This window comes from uncultured Dysosmobacter sp. (assembly GCF_947631165.1).
In the GTDB taxonomy this organism is placed as follows: domain Bacteria; phylum Bacillota; class Clostridia; order Oscillospirales; family Oscillospiraceae; genus Oscillibacter.
The window spans coordinates 193,206-210,278 of sequence record NZ_CANRKH010000001.1 but is presented as its reverse complement, the minus strand read 5'-3'; the positions used below and the strand labels follow the sequence as shown (position 1 = coordinate 210,278).

Genomic DNA, 17,073 nt, shown 5'->3' with positions numbered 1-17,073 from the left:
CCCGTCCCAGCGGGCGAGGACGCTCCCTTTTTGACATGACATTCCAAATTTTTTACAAGGAACAGCGCCATGGAACAATTCCTACAACAATTGAAAACCATTCCCGAGGTGGCGGAGCTGGTCCGCCGGGTCGAGGACGGCGGCTGCCCGGCGGCGGTAAGCGGTCTGCAGCCGGTGCAGCGGGCCTGTGTGGGCGCCGCCGTGGCGGCGGCTGCGGACCGTCCGGCGGTGTTTGTCTGCGGCGATGAGCGGGAGGCCCGCCAGTTGGCGGGGGACCTGCGGACCCTGACGGGGGTTGAGCCGGTGACGCTGCTGAGCCGGGAGTGGCAGTTCCGTCCCGGAGCCGTCAGCTCCCGGGACTGGGAGCGGAGCCGTCTGGCGGCGCTGTACGCCCTGGCCCAGGGAGAGGCGCGGGCAGTAGTGGCCACCGCTGACGCGCTGATGGCCCGGACGCTGCCGCCGGGGCTTCTGAAAAGCCTGGCCGTGACCCTGGAGGTAGGGGGCCGGACCGATCCGCAGCGGCTGGCGGACAGCCTGCTGGCGGCGGGCTATACCCGCTGCGGCCAAGTGGAGGGCGTGGGCCAGTTCGCCCTGCGGGGCGGCATCCTGGACGTGTTCTCCCCTCTGATGGAGCAGCCGGTGCGGTGCGAGTTCTTTGATGACGAAATCGACTCCATGGGCGTTTTCGACCCCGGGACCCAGCGGCGGACCGCCAATGTGGAGAAGGCCCTGCTGCTGCCCGCCGCCGAGGTACTGCCCCGCAGCGCTCCGGGCGGACTGGCCGGTCTGGGGGAGGCACTGCTGAAGCTGGCGTCAAAGCTGGAGAAAAAAACCCAGACTGGGGCCGCCGCGGCCCGCCTCCAGGAGGACGGCGAGCGGCTGAAAAACGGCGCGGAGCCGGGGGGGATGGACCGGTATCTGGCGGCCATTTACCCGGAGACCACGGCAGGCGTTCACTATCTGCCCGCCGACGCAGTGGTGTTTTTCTGCGAGAGCGGCCGGGTCGATGAGCGAGTGAAAGCCACACTGCTGCAGAACAAGCAGGATGTGGAGGCTCTGCTGGAAGCAGGCTTCATGGCGGGGGAACACGCCAAGCTGCTGCTGTCCGCCGAGGAGCTGTACGCCGCTCTTGAGGATTTCCCCACTGTGATGATGGATTCGCTGCCTACCTCCCGCTATCCTTTGCGGCCCAAGGGCCTGCTGGCAATGAGCGCCCGGCAGCTCAGCTCTTACGGCGGCAGCCTGGAAACGGCGGTTACGGACCTGAAGCATTACCGGGACAGCGGCAGCGCCGTGCTGGTGCTTTGTGCCGGAGAGAGCCGGGGGCGGAATCTCCACCGGCTGCTGGAAGAGCGGGGCATCCCCGCCGTGCTGGACCTGCGGAACGCCGCCATGCCCCAGCCGGGAGAGGTGCGAATTACCGTGGGAGCGCTGTCGGCAGGCTGTGAGTGGCCGTATCTGCGTCTGGCGCTGCTGACGGAGGGCCAGCTCACCACCCTGTCCCAGAAGAGAGCGAGGCTGAAGAAGGAATCCAACCGACAGAAGATCCAGTCCTACACGGATCTGACCCCCGGGGACCTGGTGGTCCACGTTCATCACGGCGTAGGCCGGTTTGCGGGCATCCAGCGGATGCCGGTGGACGGTGTGGAGAAGGATTACATCAAGATCGACTACGCCGGAGGCGACTGCCTGTACGTCCCAGCGACCCAACTGGACCAGGTGAGCAAGTACATCGGCGGCGGAGAGGATCAGGAACGAACCAAACTGAACAAGCTGGGCGGCACCGAGTGGGCCAAGCAAAAGACTCGAGCAAAAAAGGCTGTCAAGGACCTGGCCAAGGGCCTGACGCAGCTGTACGCCGAGCGGCAGCGCCGCCCCGGCTTCGCTTTCTCTCCGGATTCTCCCTGGCAGCGGGAGTTTGAGGAGGCATTTCCCTATGCCGAGACCGACGATCAGCTGCAGGCCATTGAAGAGATCAAGCGCGACATGGAAAAGCCGCGGCCCATGGACCGTCTGCTCTGCGGTGATGTGGGCTATGGCAAGACGGAGGTGGCCCTGCGGGCTGTGATGAAATGCATTCTGGACGGGAAGCAGGCAGCCATTTTGGTGCCTACCACTGTGCTGGCCCAGCAGCATTACGCCACTGCCAGCGGACGGTTCAAGGACTTTCCGGTAAAGATCGAGGTGCTGTCCCGGTTCACCGCCGCCAAGGAGCAAAAGCGCATCCTGGAGGCGGCCCGCACTGGCGGATTGGACCTGCTGATCGGGACCCACAAGCTCTTGCAGAAGGGCGTGGAGTTCCACGACCTGGGGCTGCTCATCATCGACGAAGAGCAGCGCTTCGGCGTGACCCACAAGGAGCGGCTGAAGGAGATGAGCCGTCAGGTGGATGTGCTGACCCTGTCTGCGACTCCCATCCCCCGGACGTTGAACATGGCCCTTTCCGGCCTGCGGGATATGAGCACCATCGAGGAGCCGCCAGCTGACCGTCAGCCAGTGCAGACCTATGTGTTGGAGCATGACTGGACCATTCTGGAGGATGCCATGCGGAAGGAACTGGCTCGGAGCGGGCAGATCTATTATCTTCACAACCGGGTCGAGACCATCGACCTCACCGCCTCCCGCATCCAGAAGCTGCTGGGGCCGGAGGTCCGTATTGTGACGGGCCATGGAAAGATGGGGGAGCAGGAGCTGTCCGGAGTCATGCAGGCCATGGTGGACGGCGAGGCGGACATCCTGGTCTGCACCACCATCATCGAGACCGGTATAGACATCCCCAACGTCAACACCCTCATCATCGAGGACGCGGACCGGATGGGCTTGGCGCAGCTCCATCAGATCCGGGGCCGCATCGGCCGCAGCGCCCGGCGGGCCTATGCCTACCTCACCTTCCGGCGGGGCAAAATTCTCCAGGAGACTGCCGCCAAGCGCCTCTCTGCTATCCGAGAGTATGTGGAGTTCGGCTCCGGCTTCAAGATCGCCATGCGGGATCTGGAGATCCGGGGTGCGGGCAACCTGCTGGGGCCGGAGCAGTCCGGCTACCTCATGAGCGTGGGCTATGACCTGTATCTGAAGCTGCTGGAGGAGGCGGTGCTGGAGGAACAGGGCCAGGAGAAGCAGATCGAAACGGAGTGCTCCGCCGATCTGACGGTCAACGCCAATATCCCGGACCGCTATGTCCCCGCCCCGGAGCAGCGGATGGATCTGTACCGGCGTATCGCCGCCATCCGCACCAACGAGGATGCTTCGGACCTGCTGGATGAGCTGCTGGACCGCTACGGCGAAGCGCCCAAGAGCGTGCTGGCGCTGCTGGATGTGGCTCTGCTCCGGGCCGCCGCCGCTAAGGCGGGGGTGTCGGACATCTCCCAGAAGAAGGATATGCTGAAGCTGACCCTGGGCGTGTTCCGGCCGGAAGCATTGGTGGCCGTGTGCAGCCTGAGCAAGTACAGGGGACGTGTCACCATTGCCGCCGGCGACACCCCGGCCCTGACGCTGAAGCTGAAGCCCGGCGCCGATGTTCTGGAAACGGCCCTGGCCTTGGTGGAGGACCTGAAGCTGGCGGGCGGCAGATCATCGCCAGAAAACTCTTAAAAACTAGGAATTAGGAGGTGGGAATTGCTGTGTTCCGCCTTTGGCGGATATGTTCTTAGAGGTTATCCCCAAATTATTCGCACCCCACTTGCATCACAGATTTCCACAATACTTTGTCGTTTTTCCCGAATAAGGCATAATAATGGACCTGTTGACAAAAAGAAAAACTGGGCAGAGAAAACACTGTCCCAGCCCAGTTTTTCTTTTTGTCGTCAGGCCCAACTTTTAACGATACGATGGTCTCCAGGAGTGCCGCTATGTCCACCTCACTGACCCGCTTCCGGAACGCTGACAGTGTGGACGCTCCGGACGGGCAACACCCATACTCCTTCATTTCTAGGAAATGACATTACAACTGCTCGAATTTATCATTGCGCCACTTGAGGGCAGCCTTTGTTCCGATTGTGTTAACTTTCTCAAAGAACTCACTCAATTCCGGCTCTTTGGCTCGTGACAATGCCCAAATTGCGGCGTCGCCACTTGTCATAATGGCTTCCTTCGCGCCCATATTATCGTAAATACGATTCAGAGTGCGTTTATTCAATTGCGGTGTGCCAAAGGGTAGGGCTGCGATACGCTTGGCCAATTTCAGAGTTTCCTCCTCCAATCTGTCATGCTGTACCACATAGGAAATCAGATTCCAATCCAGCGCCTGTTGTGCTGAGAAGTTCTCGCCGGTCAGCAAAATTCTGCGAACAACGCGCATATTCGTGATATATGGCAACAACAGATACATAGGAACCCCGCCAAATAAATTCTCTGGTTCACCAAATACGCCCTTATCAGAGGAAATAACAATATCGCAGGACATCGTAAAATCGAAGGCCCCTCCTAGGCAATAGCCCTGTACCATGGCAATCACGGGCTTCTCAATTTCCCAAATTGTCCGGAAAGTTTCATTTCCATTGGTAATATGCCCGCGCCATTCCTGTGCGGTAGAATAGGTGGAGACTTCAGGGGACAGATCAAATCCGGCAGAGAACGCACGCCCTGCTCCCTTTAGAATAATGACTCGGATGTTGTCATCTGCATCAGAATCTCTCAACGCTTCTCTAACTTCTCGCAACATCACATCGGTCAATGCGTTTAACTTTTCAGGACGGTTAAGGATAATCGTGGAAACAAATTGTTCTTTCTGATAAATAATTTGTGTAAATTCCATAATGCCCTGCCTCACTTCGTAATATTTTGTTCTTGAATGGTCTTGACCATTAATGGAATAATATCGTACAGATCTCCGCACAAAGCGTAGTTTGCTATTTTCATCATTGAGCAATCCGGATTTTTGTTAATTGCAATGATACACTTGCTACCTGTCATGCCGGCTTGATGCTGAATGGCACCAGAAATACCGCAAGCTATATAAATCATAGGCTTGACAGTTTTTCCGGTCTGACCAACCTGGTGATCATTAGAAATCCATCCGCTGTCCACCGCTGCGCGGGAAGCGCCTACGACACCGCCCAGTGCATTGGCTAGCTGCTGGATAAGCTCAAATCCTTCAGGGCCACCCAGGCCTCGACCACCAGATACAATGATATCCGCATCCACAAGATTCACATTCTTGGAGATATTTTTGATGATCTTCTTTATCTGTACACGAAGATTTTCGGCAGGAAGTTTGACTGGATAGTTTTCTACAATGCCATAACACTCTTTGGGATCAATTTTATTCATAACACCGGGACGAACTGTGGCCATTTGTGGACGATGCGTGGGATTGATGATGGTTGCCATGATATTTCCACCAAAGGCAGGGCGTGTCTGTTGTAGCAGTCGGCTTTCAGGGTCAATGGATAGTGCCGTGCAGTCCGCAGTTAAGCCAGTGTTCAACCGTGCAGCCAACCTAGGTGCCAAATCCCTTCCCACATTGGTGGCACCAAAGAGAAAAATGTCAGGCTTTTTCTCTTTGACAATCTCATCAAGAACGTTTGTGAAAGCATCTGTGGTATATGTCTCCAACAGTTCGTGTTCACAGTTATAAACTACGTCTGCGCCAAATGAGAACAGCAAACTTGTGTACTGAGTCACATCTTTGCCAAGAACAACTGCACACAGTTTCTGTTTTAGATCTGCAGCCAGCATTTTGCCAACGCCCAATAATTCAAGCGAAGTATTCTCAATTTTTTTATCTTTGATCTCAATAAAAACCCACACGTCTTTGCAAAGTTTTATATCAATAGACATTCTCAAGCCCTCCTTTTCAAGATGTGCTCGCCAAGCATATTATCAAATAGCTGCTTGACCATTTCTTCATTGGTACCCTCCAGACGAATACCTGACTTCCGCAGTTCCGGCGGGAAAGTACACTTTACATTAGTAGGAGAACTCTTTAGGCCAATTTTGTTGGCATCGATCTTCAGCTCTTCCTGAGACCAGTTGAGCACCTCAAATACACCACTATACGCTTGGAAAATACGTCTGAAATCGGGATAGCGAATCGGCTCCAAACCATGTACAACGGTAATTAATGCCGGCCCTGTTACTTCGACGATCTGCTGTTCGTCGTCCAACTCACGACACACCTCATAACGACTATCTCCAAGAACCTTGACGCTCCTAGCATAGGTTACCTGAGGGATGTTCAGGCGCTCGGCAATCTGAGGCCCAACTTGCGCAGTATCGCCATCGATCGCCTGACGACCACAGAACACTAAGTCATAATCCATAATCTTCTGAATTGCCGAGGAAATAACGTTGGCTGTCGCCCAGGTATCACTGCCCGCAAATGCACGATCACTGACAATTATGGCACTATCTGCACCCATGGCCAACGCTTCACGTACCGCGGCATCTGCCTGCTTTGGGCCCATGCAAATTACAGTGACCGTGGTTCCTAAATTAGCATCCTTCATCTTCAGAGCTACCTCAAGGGCGGCTCTATCATCGGGGTTAATGATACTGGGAACACCGTCACGAATTAATGTGCCGGTTTTTGGATCAAGCTTAACTTCCGTCGTATCAGGAACTTGCTTGATGCAGACTATTAATTTCATAATCAAACCACCCCTATATTATTTTAAGATCGTTCTAGCCAAAACCATACGTTGGATTTCGCTGGTGCCCTCGTAAATTTCTGTCAGCTTCGCATCACGCATCATACGTTCTACAGGATAGTCATTCATGTAACCATAGCCTCCGTGAATCTGAACGGCTTTTGTTGTGACAAACATTGCTACTTCAGATGCATATACCTTTGCCATTGATGCCTCAAAGGGGAACGATGAACTACCCTTATCCTTAGATACGGCTGCCCGATATACCAGCAATTGTGCGGCATCAATACGCATCTTCATATCAGTCAACATGAACTGAATGGCCTGATTATTACAAATCGGTGCACCAAACTGAACACGCTCCTTGGAATACTTCACAGCTGCTTCATATGCGCCTTCAGCAATACCAAGTGCCACAGAAGCAATGCCTAAACGGCCACAGTCCAGAGATTTCATGGCCAAGCGAAAACCCATGCCCTCTTTACCAATAATTGCTGTTTCAGGAACCACGACATTCTTCATGATCAACTCGCCCACAGGCAAGCCGCGCTGGCCCATCTTCTGTTCCGGTTTTCCTTTTGAGAAGCCTGGAGTATCGCAGTCAACCAGGAATGCAGTGATGCCTTTGGTCCCCAAACTCTTATTGGTAGATGCCATCACAATAGCAAAATCCGCCAGAGGGGCGCCGGTGATAAATGTCTTCGTGCCATTAATGATATAGTTGCTGCCATCTTTTATCGCCGTAGTACACAGACGACCGGGGTCAGATCCCGCTTCCGGCTCAGTTAGGCCGAAACACCCTTCCAACTCACCCTGCAAGAAGGGCTGAAGATATTTTTCCTTTTGCGCTGGAGTGCCGTAGTAATAGAGCATCTCAATAAGAAGGCCAGCCAGTTTAGCGCTCACCAGGGTTGCAGTGGACGTACATGCCTTGGCCACTTCCTCGCAGGCAATAGCATAGCAGACATGATCGCCACCTGCGCCACCCTCTTCGACGGGGATGGCAATGCCGTTGATATGCAACGCGGCAAGCTTTTTTATGTTGTCGTCGACGGTAGCTTCATAGCGATCCACAGCACCTGCTATCGGCCTGATTTCATTCTCTGTGAACCCGCGTATCGTTTTCCTGAACTGCTCCTGCGCTTTTGTCAATTCGAAATCCATGGTATCCCTCCGATATTAGATGTTAAACAGCCATGAGAAAAACTCTAAAAACACAGTAATAGTAAGGGATCCCGGCCATGGCTAAAACCGGAATTCACTCCACATTGTGAAAAGCGGGACCTTTTTTAGTAAAATTGACTCGCGAAAAAACTCAACCAGAAAGGGACTGGCCGCTATCTACCGACAGGAAATTATCCAGGACGTGATTCCGTTCACATCCCGAAGTGCCGCAGTATTCTGCGGCAAGCTGTTTACCGGTCTGAACGCTACGCTCGTTGCCGCGAACACAAAACAGAACAATCCAAGATCCTTTTCCAGGGATAAGTTCAAGTCGGAAAACCACTCCAAAGCCGACCCAGACTGTGCCCTGTACCACAAAACTGGAACAATGGGAAGAAAAACCGGGGCTGAATCCAATACAAAACGATTCCTGATGACTACAGGCTTTCTATTGACCGAGAATGTCCCCGATTCAAGTAGACTTATGCTCCGCGCACGGACTGCGGATGCCACGACTCCCAATTTAAAGCTTCTGGGCAGGAGTGCCTTTGGGCAGCTTTGCTCATCTCTCGATATTAAATGATTCCTTTTTCTCTTAATTCCGCAATCTTCGCCTCGTCCAGGCCGAAGATATCTTTGAATACCTCATCGTTATCACAACCCGCTACACCGCATGACTTATATGTGTCCACCATGCAATCGGATAGTTTTAGCGGGCTCCCTGGGAAAGGATACTTCCCCTCAATGCCAGGGACCTCCATCCATATAATCTGATTGCGAGATTTCACGTAATCGGACTCCAGTAGATCGCCGATGGTATTCAACTTCGAAGTGGGAATTCCTAAAGCTGATACCGCATCTTCCACTTCCTTGGCAGTATGTTTTGCAACCCATTCGCCTACCACAGCTTCTACTTCTTCAAAGTGGTCGCGTCTGTAATTTTGATCCCGGTACTCCGGCCGATTTAGCCGCTCATCACCGATCATATCAGCCAGCAGTATATAATGTGCACTAATACCAGCATGAATATATACGTAGCCGTCGCTGGCTTTGAAAACATTGGCCGGTGCAGAGGTAGGGTCGCCGCCGTTGCGCTTCCCAAAATTTGGAGTTGGGCCGTTTACAAAATATGTCGGGATCATGGATTCCAGATAGGGTACCATACAGTCCGTCATTGCTGTGTCAATATATTGCCCCTTGCCGGTTTTTTCTCTCTGCAACAATGCCATGAGAATAGCGATAAGATTGATGTATGCAGTAGTTACATCGGCCACAGGCGTACCAAAAGGTTTGGGACCCTTGCCGTAGGAAAAATTTTCATACATAACCCCTGCCATGGCAGTGGGAATTCCGTCAAATGCGGCCCGATCTTTTAACGGACCCTTCTGGCCAAAGCCGGAAATACTGGCAACGATCATTCTGGGGTTTAACTCCTGAATTTTTTCAAAGGACAAGCCCATACTGTCCATGATACCGGGCCTGAAATTATTAATAAGGACATCCGCTTTCTTAATCATTTCAATCAGGTATTGCTTGCCTTCCTCAGTTCTCAAATTCAGGGTTATGCATCGTTTATTTCTATTAAATGTCTGTGCATAGATGCTGGTCCCCTCAACGAAGGGGCGCAGACGACGATCTGGTTCTCCACCGGGCTTATCTATGCGGATAACATCCGCTCCCATGTCCGCCATCATCATGGCGCCATAAGGCGCTGCAATATATCGCCCAAGATCAATAACTCTAATTCCTTCTAATGCTTTTGTCATAGTTCCTCCTAGCATGTTGAGTTACGAAAATACAAATTTTGGAAGTAACTCTTTTTTTAATTCAGGTCTGAAAATGTAATCAAGACTTCTGATGATCGTATTTTGAATCTCTTCGTCTGTAAAGCCCAGTACATCCTGTGCAATCTGATACTCATCTTCCAGTGCAATCTCTCCTAAAACAGCAGGGTCGTCGGTATTCATCAAAACGGGAATTCCCATCTTGTATAGTTCGTGCAACGGGTGGTTCTCAATTTTATCAATTGCTCCAGTAAAAATATTGCTTATCAAGCATCCCTCTACCAATACTTGGTGATTCTTTAAGCACTGAAGCGCCTCTGCAGATTGCATGACCCGTGTTGCATGTCCGATGCGGATAGCGTTATTCTGTTCAATCGATTCGATAATGTTGGTGGGTGCGTAAATTTCTGCGGCATGGTTTGTCACGAACAGGGAGGCATTTCTTGCACAATCGAAATAGGGTTTAAATGGTGTCGGAGAATTGGTTTCTGCTCCGGCCAAATCAATGCCGTCAATGCCGTTATGAGCATATTTGACGCAAAATTCAGTCGCCTTTTCGCACAGTTCAGGAGGCATATCTCGGCCGATGATACCGATCATACCAATACGGATATCGTTATGCGCTTCTCCATAGCGAACACCTTCATGCACTGAGGAAATGATATCTTCGTAAGGAATCCCATTTTTCACCAGTGCCCCGGGATTAAAGCGCAGCTCCAGATATTTGATATTCTCTTTTGCCGCATCCTCAATGCATTCGATAATAATTCTGGTGAACGCTTCCTTATCTTTCAACACGGCACGAAGATAGGTAAAAGCGCGGATAAAACCAGAGAAATCCCGAGGCGCATCCTCTCTCAGTTCGATCTCCCGCCGGATAAAATCTTTTTCCCAAGAAGGCATTTCAACGCCGTTTTTTCTGGCAAGCTCAACATAAGTATTCACTCGCATACTGCCTTCAATGTGGCGATGAAGTTCCACCTTCGGCCAATTTGTAAACTTTGACATATTTCCTCCTATTCTGATTAACCAGAAGAGGAGCAGCCGTTTTGCAGATGATCCTCCTCTTGCACCAATATTAAGCCAGTGCTCATTTGGGAGTTGTGGCTTGGCAAGCAAAGGCAACCCAAATAGCCGCAAAAATACTGAAGGAGACTTTGATTTAACCCACACTGCCAGATAGGAAACAGATGTGATGAATTCATTAAAGCTAGGGCAAGTAAAACTCCGATTCGCTCACTGTGCATCACAATATTGCGTATAGCTACCCAAGAAGAAAACGAAGCAGGAAAAATTTCTGGAGATCATCGGCAAAATTATTCCATAAGATGGGTTGGCAAGCGTGATCGAGCTATGCTTGCCCCAAAGGCAGACGCAACCACCTGCCTTTGGGGATTGAAAATATGGCTCTTTTGAGGCATTTTCAGCACAGAGTCTAAAATATAATCACGTTTTCTAATAGCAAAGCCCAGAATGATTGATTGGTCAATGGATGCCTTAAATGCCCAGATAAGCAGTCTGGATATCTTTTCGCGCAAGAAGTTCTTTACCGCCGCCTTCCATCACAATGCGTCCGGTTTCAATGACATAGCCGCGGTGGGCAACACCCAAAGCCTGGACAAGATTCTGCTCAATCAACAAAATAGACAATCCGCTGTCGGCAAGATTCTTAATGATATTGAAAACCTCTTTCACCACGATGGGGGCAAGGCCCATAGACGGTTCATCCATGATAATAATCTTGGGATTCATAATCAATGCTCTGGAAATGGCCAGCATCTGTTGCTCACCGCCACTCAGAGAACCAGCTACCTGATTTTGGCGCTCCTTCAGAATAGGGAATCTCACATAAGCCTCTTCAATTTTTTCGTTGACATTGGCAGCGTTTTTATTTAGCCCACCCAACGCCAAGTTTTCTTTGACAGATAACTTTCTGAGAATACCTCTGCCTTGAGGAATATGTGAAATACCTAGAGACGCACGCTGATAAGGCTTATACTTGGAAAGATCTTCTCCCCGATAGGTAATGGTACCACTCTTGATTTTCTCCAGGCCAGAGATCAAACGCAGAAGCGTTGTTTTTCCTGCGCCGTTTGAGCCAACCAGAGACACAATCTCACCCTCGTTAACATGCAGGTTTACGTCAAAAAGCACCTGCAAATCGCCATAGCCTGCACATAGGTTATCAATACGTAAAATCTCCCCCATCATTCTCCTCCTATGTACGCCTGAATGACTTCGGACTTTGCTAGAATTTCCTCTGGCTTGCCCTCTGCCAGCCATGTGCCTTCGTTCAAAACCAGAACTCTATCACACAGAGATACTATTGCTTTCATCACATGCTCAATAAAGATTATGGTCAGGTTCAGCTCCTTATTGATGCGTCTTATCATTTCCACACTCTCGTTCATTTCCGTGATATTCAGGCCGCTCAAGGCCTCGTCCATCATTACCAGTTTAGGTTCCGTGGCCAAGGTCCTTGCAAAATCCAACCATTTGCGTTGCTCAATAGGCAACTTTGCTCCTAACAAATCCCGAACGCTATTTAACTCAGTGATTTTTAGGATCTCTTCCGTGTGCACTCTTGCTTCTTTAAAGTTGTACTTCTGCAAGGCAATCGCCAGAATATTATCATAGACCGTCATGTGACCGAAAGGCTTTGGCGTTTGGAACGTTCTGCCCAGACCCATACGTGCGCGATCTTTCACGTCCATCTTATTTGTGATAGGTTTCCCGTCAAAGAAAATCTCACCGGAATCCATTTTATAAACGCCGGTAATAAGATTGATTGTGGTGGACTTGCCAGAACCGTTGGGGCCAATCATACCCAAGATTTCGCCTTCATTTACATTAAAGCTGAGATGTTGAACTGCCTTTGTTCCGCCAAACGATATAGATAGATCCTTGATTGTCAAAATCTCACTCATGATACATCACGCTCCTTGTCCTTGTTACAAAGGGTTTTCTTCTTCCTGATATATGGAATGAGATGTTTAGAGAACAAGGATTCAATGCCGCCTGGCAGCACCAGGATAATGATAATCAGACCTAGTCCATAGAACAATTGCGCACCGCCATCAGGGAATACTCTCAATGCCACCTCACTCAAGGGAATCAATACAAACGCACCAATCAGAGGGCCAAAGAAAGTACCTATACCTCCAATAATTACGATAGAGCAGATTTTGATAGACAGATCCATGGAGCAGATGGTGGCCGGCTCAATGTAGGTAAAGAACAGTGCATACACAGCGCCGATTACGGATGTCATAACAGCACTCAACTGAAAGGAGCGAAGTTTAACCCTCATCGCGTCAATGCCTAAGGACTCTGCGGCATCTTGATCGCCCTTGATCGTACGCAGGTAGTAGCCAGATTTGGAGTTGATAAAAAGCCAGCATACAAGCATACAAAGAAGCAATACCACCAAAGCAATGTAATAATACGGAACGTTATTCGGAAATAGCAGGTTCAGTGGGTCTGGTTCGGAATAAGGAATGACCAGTCCCGAAGAACCATTAGTGATATCTTTGAAATACATTAACATGGTTCTAAACAATTCAATAAACACTATAGTGCTGATTGAAAAGAACGGCCCTCTGTATTTCAGAGTAATCCGACCCATGATCGTAGCAAAGATATAGCAGATCAGTATTCCGATTGGCATGGACAAAATCGGAGATATGCCAAAATTGATATACATCAAGAAACACGTGTATGCCCCAATTGCAATGAATCCTGCGTGACAGATGGAGACCATGCCACCATAGCCGGAAATAAGGTTCCAAGCATACCCCATAGAGGCAAACAACAGGCAGTTAATCAGCACGGACATAATGTAAAATGAGTTAAATACCATAGGAAGTAGGAGTGCAACCAGAAAAACAGGAATCAATACAAATAATGTGCTCTTCTTAAAAAACTGCCCTTTCAGAGTATCATTAATCATGCTACACGCTCCCCCCTCCCAAACAGGCCCTGAGGTTTGAATCTCATAACCACCAGGAACAAGATGAATGTTGCGGACTGACCTAACTCAGGAGCAACGAACACGCTGACTAATGCCTCTACAATGCCCAGCGCGATACCGGATATAAATGCGCCCCTGATATCACCCATACCGCCTAAGACAATGGCAATAAGAGCTGTGGATCCAAAAATGCTGCCGACGCCAATTGTAATGTTATACAGCGGGGACATGATTGTTCCTGCGATGCCCGTAAGCACAATACCAATAATCCATGCGGAGATAAATACAAACTTTGCGTTCACACCTAAAATCTGAGCGATCTCCTGACTTTCTGAGGTTGCACGCATGCATCTGCCATAAGAAGTTTTATTGATTACAAGTGCCAGTATAACGGTCAACAGTACTGATGTGCCAAAAGAAATCAGACGAATTGCTTGAGTGGTAATGCCTAAAACCGTATAGAATTTCATACGTAAATCAGAGAAAATGTTTAGAGGAGTTGTGCCAAATATCATAAGAGTGATGTTCTGCAACACGTACATCAAACCGATTGTAACGATAATAACTGACGCTGCATCTCGAAACATTACCTTTTCAATTGCAAGCTTAAAGCTAAGGTAGGCCAATATCGCCAAGACCAAAACAGAGAACGGAAGTGTAACGTATACGCCTGCATGAAACAGATTGCATGCCCACCATGCAACGTACATTCCCAGCATGATGAATGCGCTGCTGGCAAAGTTGATCATACGCATGACACCAAAAATAATTGTCGTTCCGACGGCAAGCAACGCGTATGTACCTCCCATAAGTATGCCATTTACCAAAGATTGAAAAATTGCCCAACCCATCGTCATTTCACCTCTCAAAATTCCCCTAGATAGCCATGGGCAAAGCGCTACAATAATAACAAGGGATTCCGGCCATGGCTAAAACCATAAAGACACTCTAATATTGTAGAAAGCGGGACCCTTTCTGGTAAAATTGACTTGTGAGAAAACTCTACCAGAAAGGGATTGCCACTACCTACCGACAGGAAATTATTCGGGACGTGACACTGTTTACATCCTAAAGTGCCGCTGTGTTCTACGACAAACTGCTTACGTATCTGGACTTCGCACAGCCCAGAGCGGCAACTGGATGGCAGGGCTTTTCGAAAAAAGTGATGGTCTGCGCACGCCTTTTTGCTTGTCTACGCCCCGTCTCATCTGCGGACCCGTCCCCGCTTTTCTTTTGGATGGTTTTGTTTAGCTCTCTTCCTTAGAAAATAGCGGGAGAAGGGTCCTTCCCCTGCTATAATCTTACCGGATAAACTGCTTTATCTGTTCCACTGAATCTCGGCAGATGCCAGGGCTTCAGGATATACGCAGGTAGGCCACAGTTCGCCATTGGCATCATACTGAAACTGAGCCATCTCAGTGGTAGAGTTGGGGCTGGTGCCCTTCTCATCGAAATACTGGATATCTGTGTAGTTGCCATCAGCATCGATTTTCGGGAACAGGGTATGGAATTCCAGTTCTTTCATGGCTTTGTTGTTGACCTGACGGTCATAAGACTTAGTCTCGTTCAGCAACTGGTGTAGCACCTGCATTTGAGAGTAGTAAGAGACCAAGAACTCACCGCCATAGTGACCATATTTATCGTAGCACATCGCTTTCAGTTCCTGGAACATCTCATCGTCTTCTGTGTTGGAAGCGTTGGGGTTGGTATGAGTGCCGGACAGGACCCCTTCCAGGACAGGACCGCAAGCCTCAATGAAAGTGGGGTACATAATGCCGGAACCACCACCGATAACCAAGGGATTGTAATTCATACCTTTGATAGTGGCAAAAAACAATTTGCCATCCTGATCCAAATTGATGGAGTGGAGCAGCTGGACATCCTTGTTTTTCAGAGCAGTAACAATAGAGGACATATCGGCAGTATCTGCAGGATATGCTTCGGAGTAAATCAGCTCATAGCCATCCATCGCACTATATCTTTTTTCAAAAGTTTCCATGTTCATACGGCCATAATCATTGTCAACGGCGACGCAGCCGATTCTGGAAGTATCTACGCCGTACTTTTCGGCCAGATAAGAAACGAACTGGGTTGTAACAGCAGCGGCCTTAGAGGAAACCTGTGCAATACCATAGATGTAGTCGCAACCCTGATCAAAGATGGAGTCAGCCTGAGAAGTGGTCAAAGCGGGACACTGCAGCTTAGACAGAGTGGCGATTGCAGGTGCGGTATAGGTAGAAGCCAGCGGGAACATAGCAAAATTAATTGACTCATCCTCCAGCGCGTTTTCAACAACAGTCTTCATTGCATTAGCATCGCTCATGTTATCGCAATACACTAGTTCGATGGGGGCACCATCCAGACCCTCAATGCCGCCATGATTATTGATTTGCTCAACAGCTAGGTCAAGAGCCTGAATCTGGAAAACAGCAGAGTTTGCGTTTGCGCCAGTTAGTGCGATAAACACAGCGACCCTGAAGGGTTCTACTTCTGTGTTGTACGCAACGTCAGCCGGCTTCTCTGGTTCAGCAACAGGTTCTCCCGCAGGTGCTTTGCCACAAGCGGTCATACTGACTAGCATGAAAAGTGCCAAAATGATAACTAGAAACTTTTTCATCTTCTTTTTCCTCCATTTTATTTATGATAACTACGGTGATTAATCATCGTAGCGATCATTCAACCATTTGAAAGCAGCCTTCATGCCTTGCTCTTCGCCGATTTTATTGAATTCTTGACGAACTTTGGGAACTATCAGCTTTGCCGCTAGGAAGGTATCCCATGACCAGGACCCCATAATTTTCATGCCTTGAATATCGGTAACTTTGTTGAGCATATGCTTGGTCAACTGCATAGTTTCCGTAGGCATCTTTGCTAACTTCTTCGCTATCTTCAAAGCTTCTGTATCCAGCTTGTCCACAGGAAATACTCTGCTGACAACACCCAACCGCAAGGCATCCTGTGCGCTGAACTTTTCTGCCAGCATCATAATTTCTTTTGCATTGCGAAGGCCCAGTAGAAATACATCTCGTGTTCCAGGTGTCAAGCAAAAACGCAGTTCTGTCTCCCCAAACACGGCATCCTCGGAACAGACGACAAAATCACCCAAGCTTGCTAGCTCAAATCCGCCTCCCAGGCAATATCCTTGTACTGCGAAGACAGTCGGTTTTGGGAAATCCCACAAATAATTATGGCACTCATCAGAACGTTTGAATGACAGCCACTGCCCCCATGCGTCGGAGTTTCCGTTTTTTGTGGATTCCCCGATGTCAAATCCAGCGCAGAACGACTTTCCGGCGCCTTTGAATAGAACGGCGTTGACTGTGTCATCCATCTCTATTTTCTTGAGAGCGTCCACAATTTCTTCCCAGGTATAATCGGTCAGTGCATTAAGTTTTTCGGGGTGGTTCAGTTCAATTACCGATACTTGGTCCCCAGCATCATATACTCGGATATCTTTATACTCCATAGCGTTTCCCTCTTTCCTATTGATGTTTTTCCCAATATTAAATTGACATCTTTCCCTCTATACTATGCCATATTTGCCAAGCATTGTCAATCTTTTTTATTA

At 49.6% G+C, this 17,073-nt stretch carries 13 protein-coding genes; 1 reads left to right on the top strand and 12 read right to left on the bottom strand.

Annotated features, from left to right (window positions below):
• Positions 1–69: 69 nt before the first annotated feature.
• Complete coding sequence (gene mfd, locus Q0Z69_RS01135) at positions 70–3,591, top strand: transcription-repair coupling factor (protein WP_298028995.1); 3,522 nt, start codon at positions 70–72, stop codon at positions 3,589–3,591.
• Positions 3,592–3,940: 349 nt separating this feature from the next.
• Here mfd and Q0Z69_RS01130 read toward each other — a convergent pair whose 3' ends face one another.
• The 12 genes from Q0Z69_RS01130 to Q0Z69_RS01075 form a co-directional block, all read right to left on the bottom strand.
• Complete coding sequence (locus Q0Z69_RS01130) at positions 3,941–4,753, bottom strand: enoyl-CoA hydratase/isomerase family protein (protein WP_298028993.1); 813 nt, start codon at positions 4,751–4,753, stop codon at positions 3,941–3,943.
• A gap of 11 nt (positions 4,754–4,764) precedes the next feature.
• A complete protein-coding gene (locus Q0Z69_RS01125; RefSeq protein WP_298028988.1) occupies positions 4,765–5,778 on the bottom strand; it encodes an electron transfer flavoprotein subunit alpha/FixB family protein in 1,014 nt (337 codons plus the stop codon).
• A 2-nt stretch (positions 5,779–5,780) separates the two neighbouring features.
• Positions 5,781–6,587 (bottom strand): electron transfer flavoprotein subunit beta/FixA family protein, encoded by an 807-nt coding sequence (locus Q0Z69_RS01120; RefSeq protein WP_298028986.1) that lies wholly within the window; start codon positions 6,585–6,587, stop codon positions 5,781–5,783.
• A gap of 18 nt (positions 6,588–6,605) precedes the next feature.
• Entirely contained in the window at positions 6,606–7,751 is a 1,146-nt protein-coding gene (locus Q0Z69_RS01115) for an acyl-CoA dehydrogenase family protein (RefSeq protein WP_298028984.1), read from the bottom strand.
• A 575-nt stretch (positions 7,752–8,326) separates the two neighbouring features.
• Positions 8,327–9,517, bottom strand: coding sequence for a CaiB/BaiF CoA-transferase family protein (locus Q0Z69_RS01110; RefSeq protein ID WP_298028982.1), 1,191 nt, complete (start codon positions 9,515–9,517; stop codon positions 8,327–8,329).
• 21 nt (positions 9,518–9,538) lie between these two features.
• Positions 9,539–10,543, bottom strand: coding sequence for an adenosine deaminase (add, locus tag Q0Z69_RS01105; protein ID WP_298028980.1), 1,005 nt, complete (start codon positions 10,541–10,543; stop codon positions 9,539–9,541).
• A gap of 489 nt (positions 10,544–11,032) precedes the next feature.
• A complete protein-coding gene (locus Q0Z69_RS01100; RefSeq protein ID WP_367272192.1) occupies positions 11,033–11,743 on the bottom strand; it encodes an ABC transporter ATP-binding protein in 711 nt (236 codons plus the stop codon).
• Complete coding sequence (locus Q0Z69_RS01095) at positions 11,743–12,462, bottom strand: ABC transporter ATP-binding protein (protein WP_298028978.1); 720 nt, start codon at positions 12,460–12,462, stop codon at positions 11,743–11,745. The genes Q0Z69_RS01100 and Q0Z69_RS01095 overlap by 1 nt, the downstream gene beginning before the upstream one ends.
• A complete protein-coding gene (locus Q0Z69_RS01090) occupies positions 12,459–13,484 on the bottom strand; it encodes a branched-chain amino acid ABC transporter permease (protein ID WP_298028975.1) in 1,026 nt (341 codons plus the stop codon). The genes Q0Z69_RS01095 and Q0Z69_RS01090 overlap by 4 nt, the downstream gene beginning before the upstream one ends.
• Positions 13,481–14,362: a branched-chain amino acid ABC transporter permease gene (locus tag Q0Z69_RS01085; RefSeq protein ID WP_298028973.1), complete on the bottom strand. Its 882-nt coding sequence runs from the start codon at positions 14,360–14,362 to the stop codon at positions 13,481–13,483. The genes Q0Z69_RS01090 and Q0Z69_RS01085 overlap by 4 nt, the downstream gene beginning before the upstream one ends.
• Before the next feature lie 461 nt (positions 14,363–14,823).
• On the bottom strand, positions 14,824–16,122 hold the full coding sequence (locus tag Q0Z69_RS01080; RefSeq protein WP_298028971.1) for an ABC transporter substrate-binding protein: 1,299 nt from the start codon (positions 16,120–16,122) through the stop codon (positions 14,824–14,826).
• 39 nt (positions 16,123–16,161) lie between these two features.
• A complete protein-coding gene (locus Q0Z69_RS01075) occupies positions 16,162–16,971 on the bottom strand; it encodes an enoyl-CoA hydratase/isomerase family protein (RefSeq protein ID WP_298028969.1) in 810 nt (269 codons plus the stop codon).
• Between the last annotated feature and the right edge of the window lie 102 nt (positions 16,972–17,073).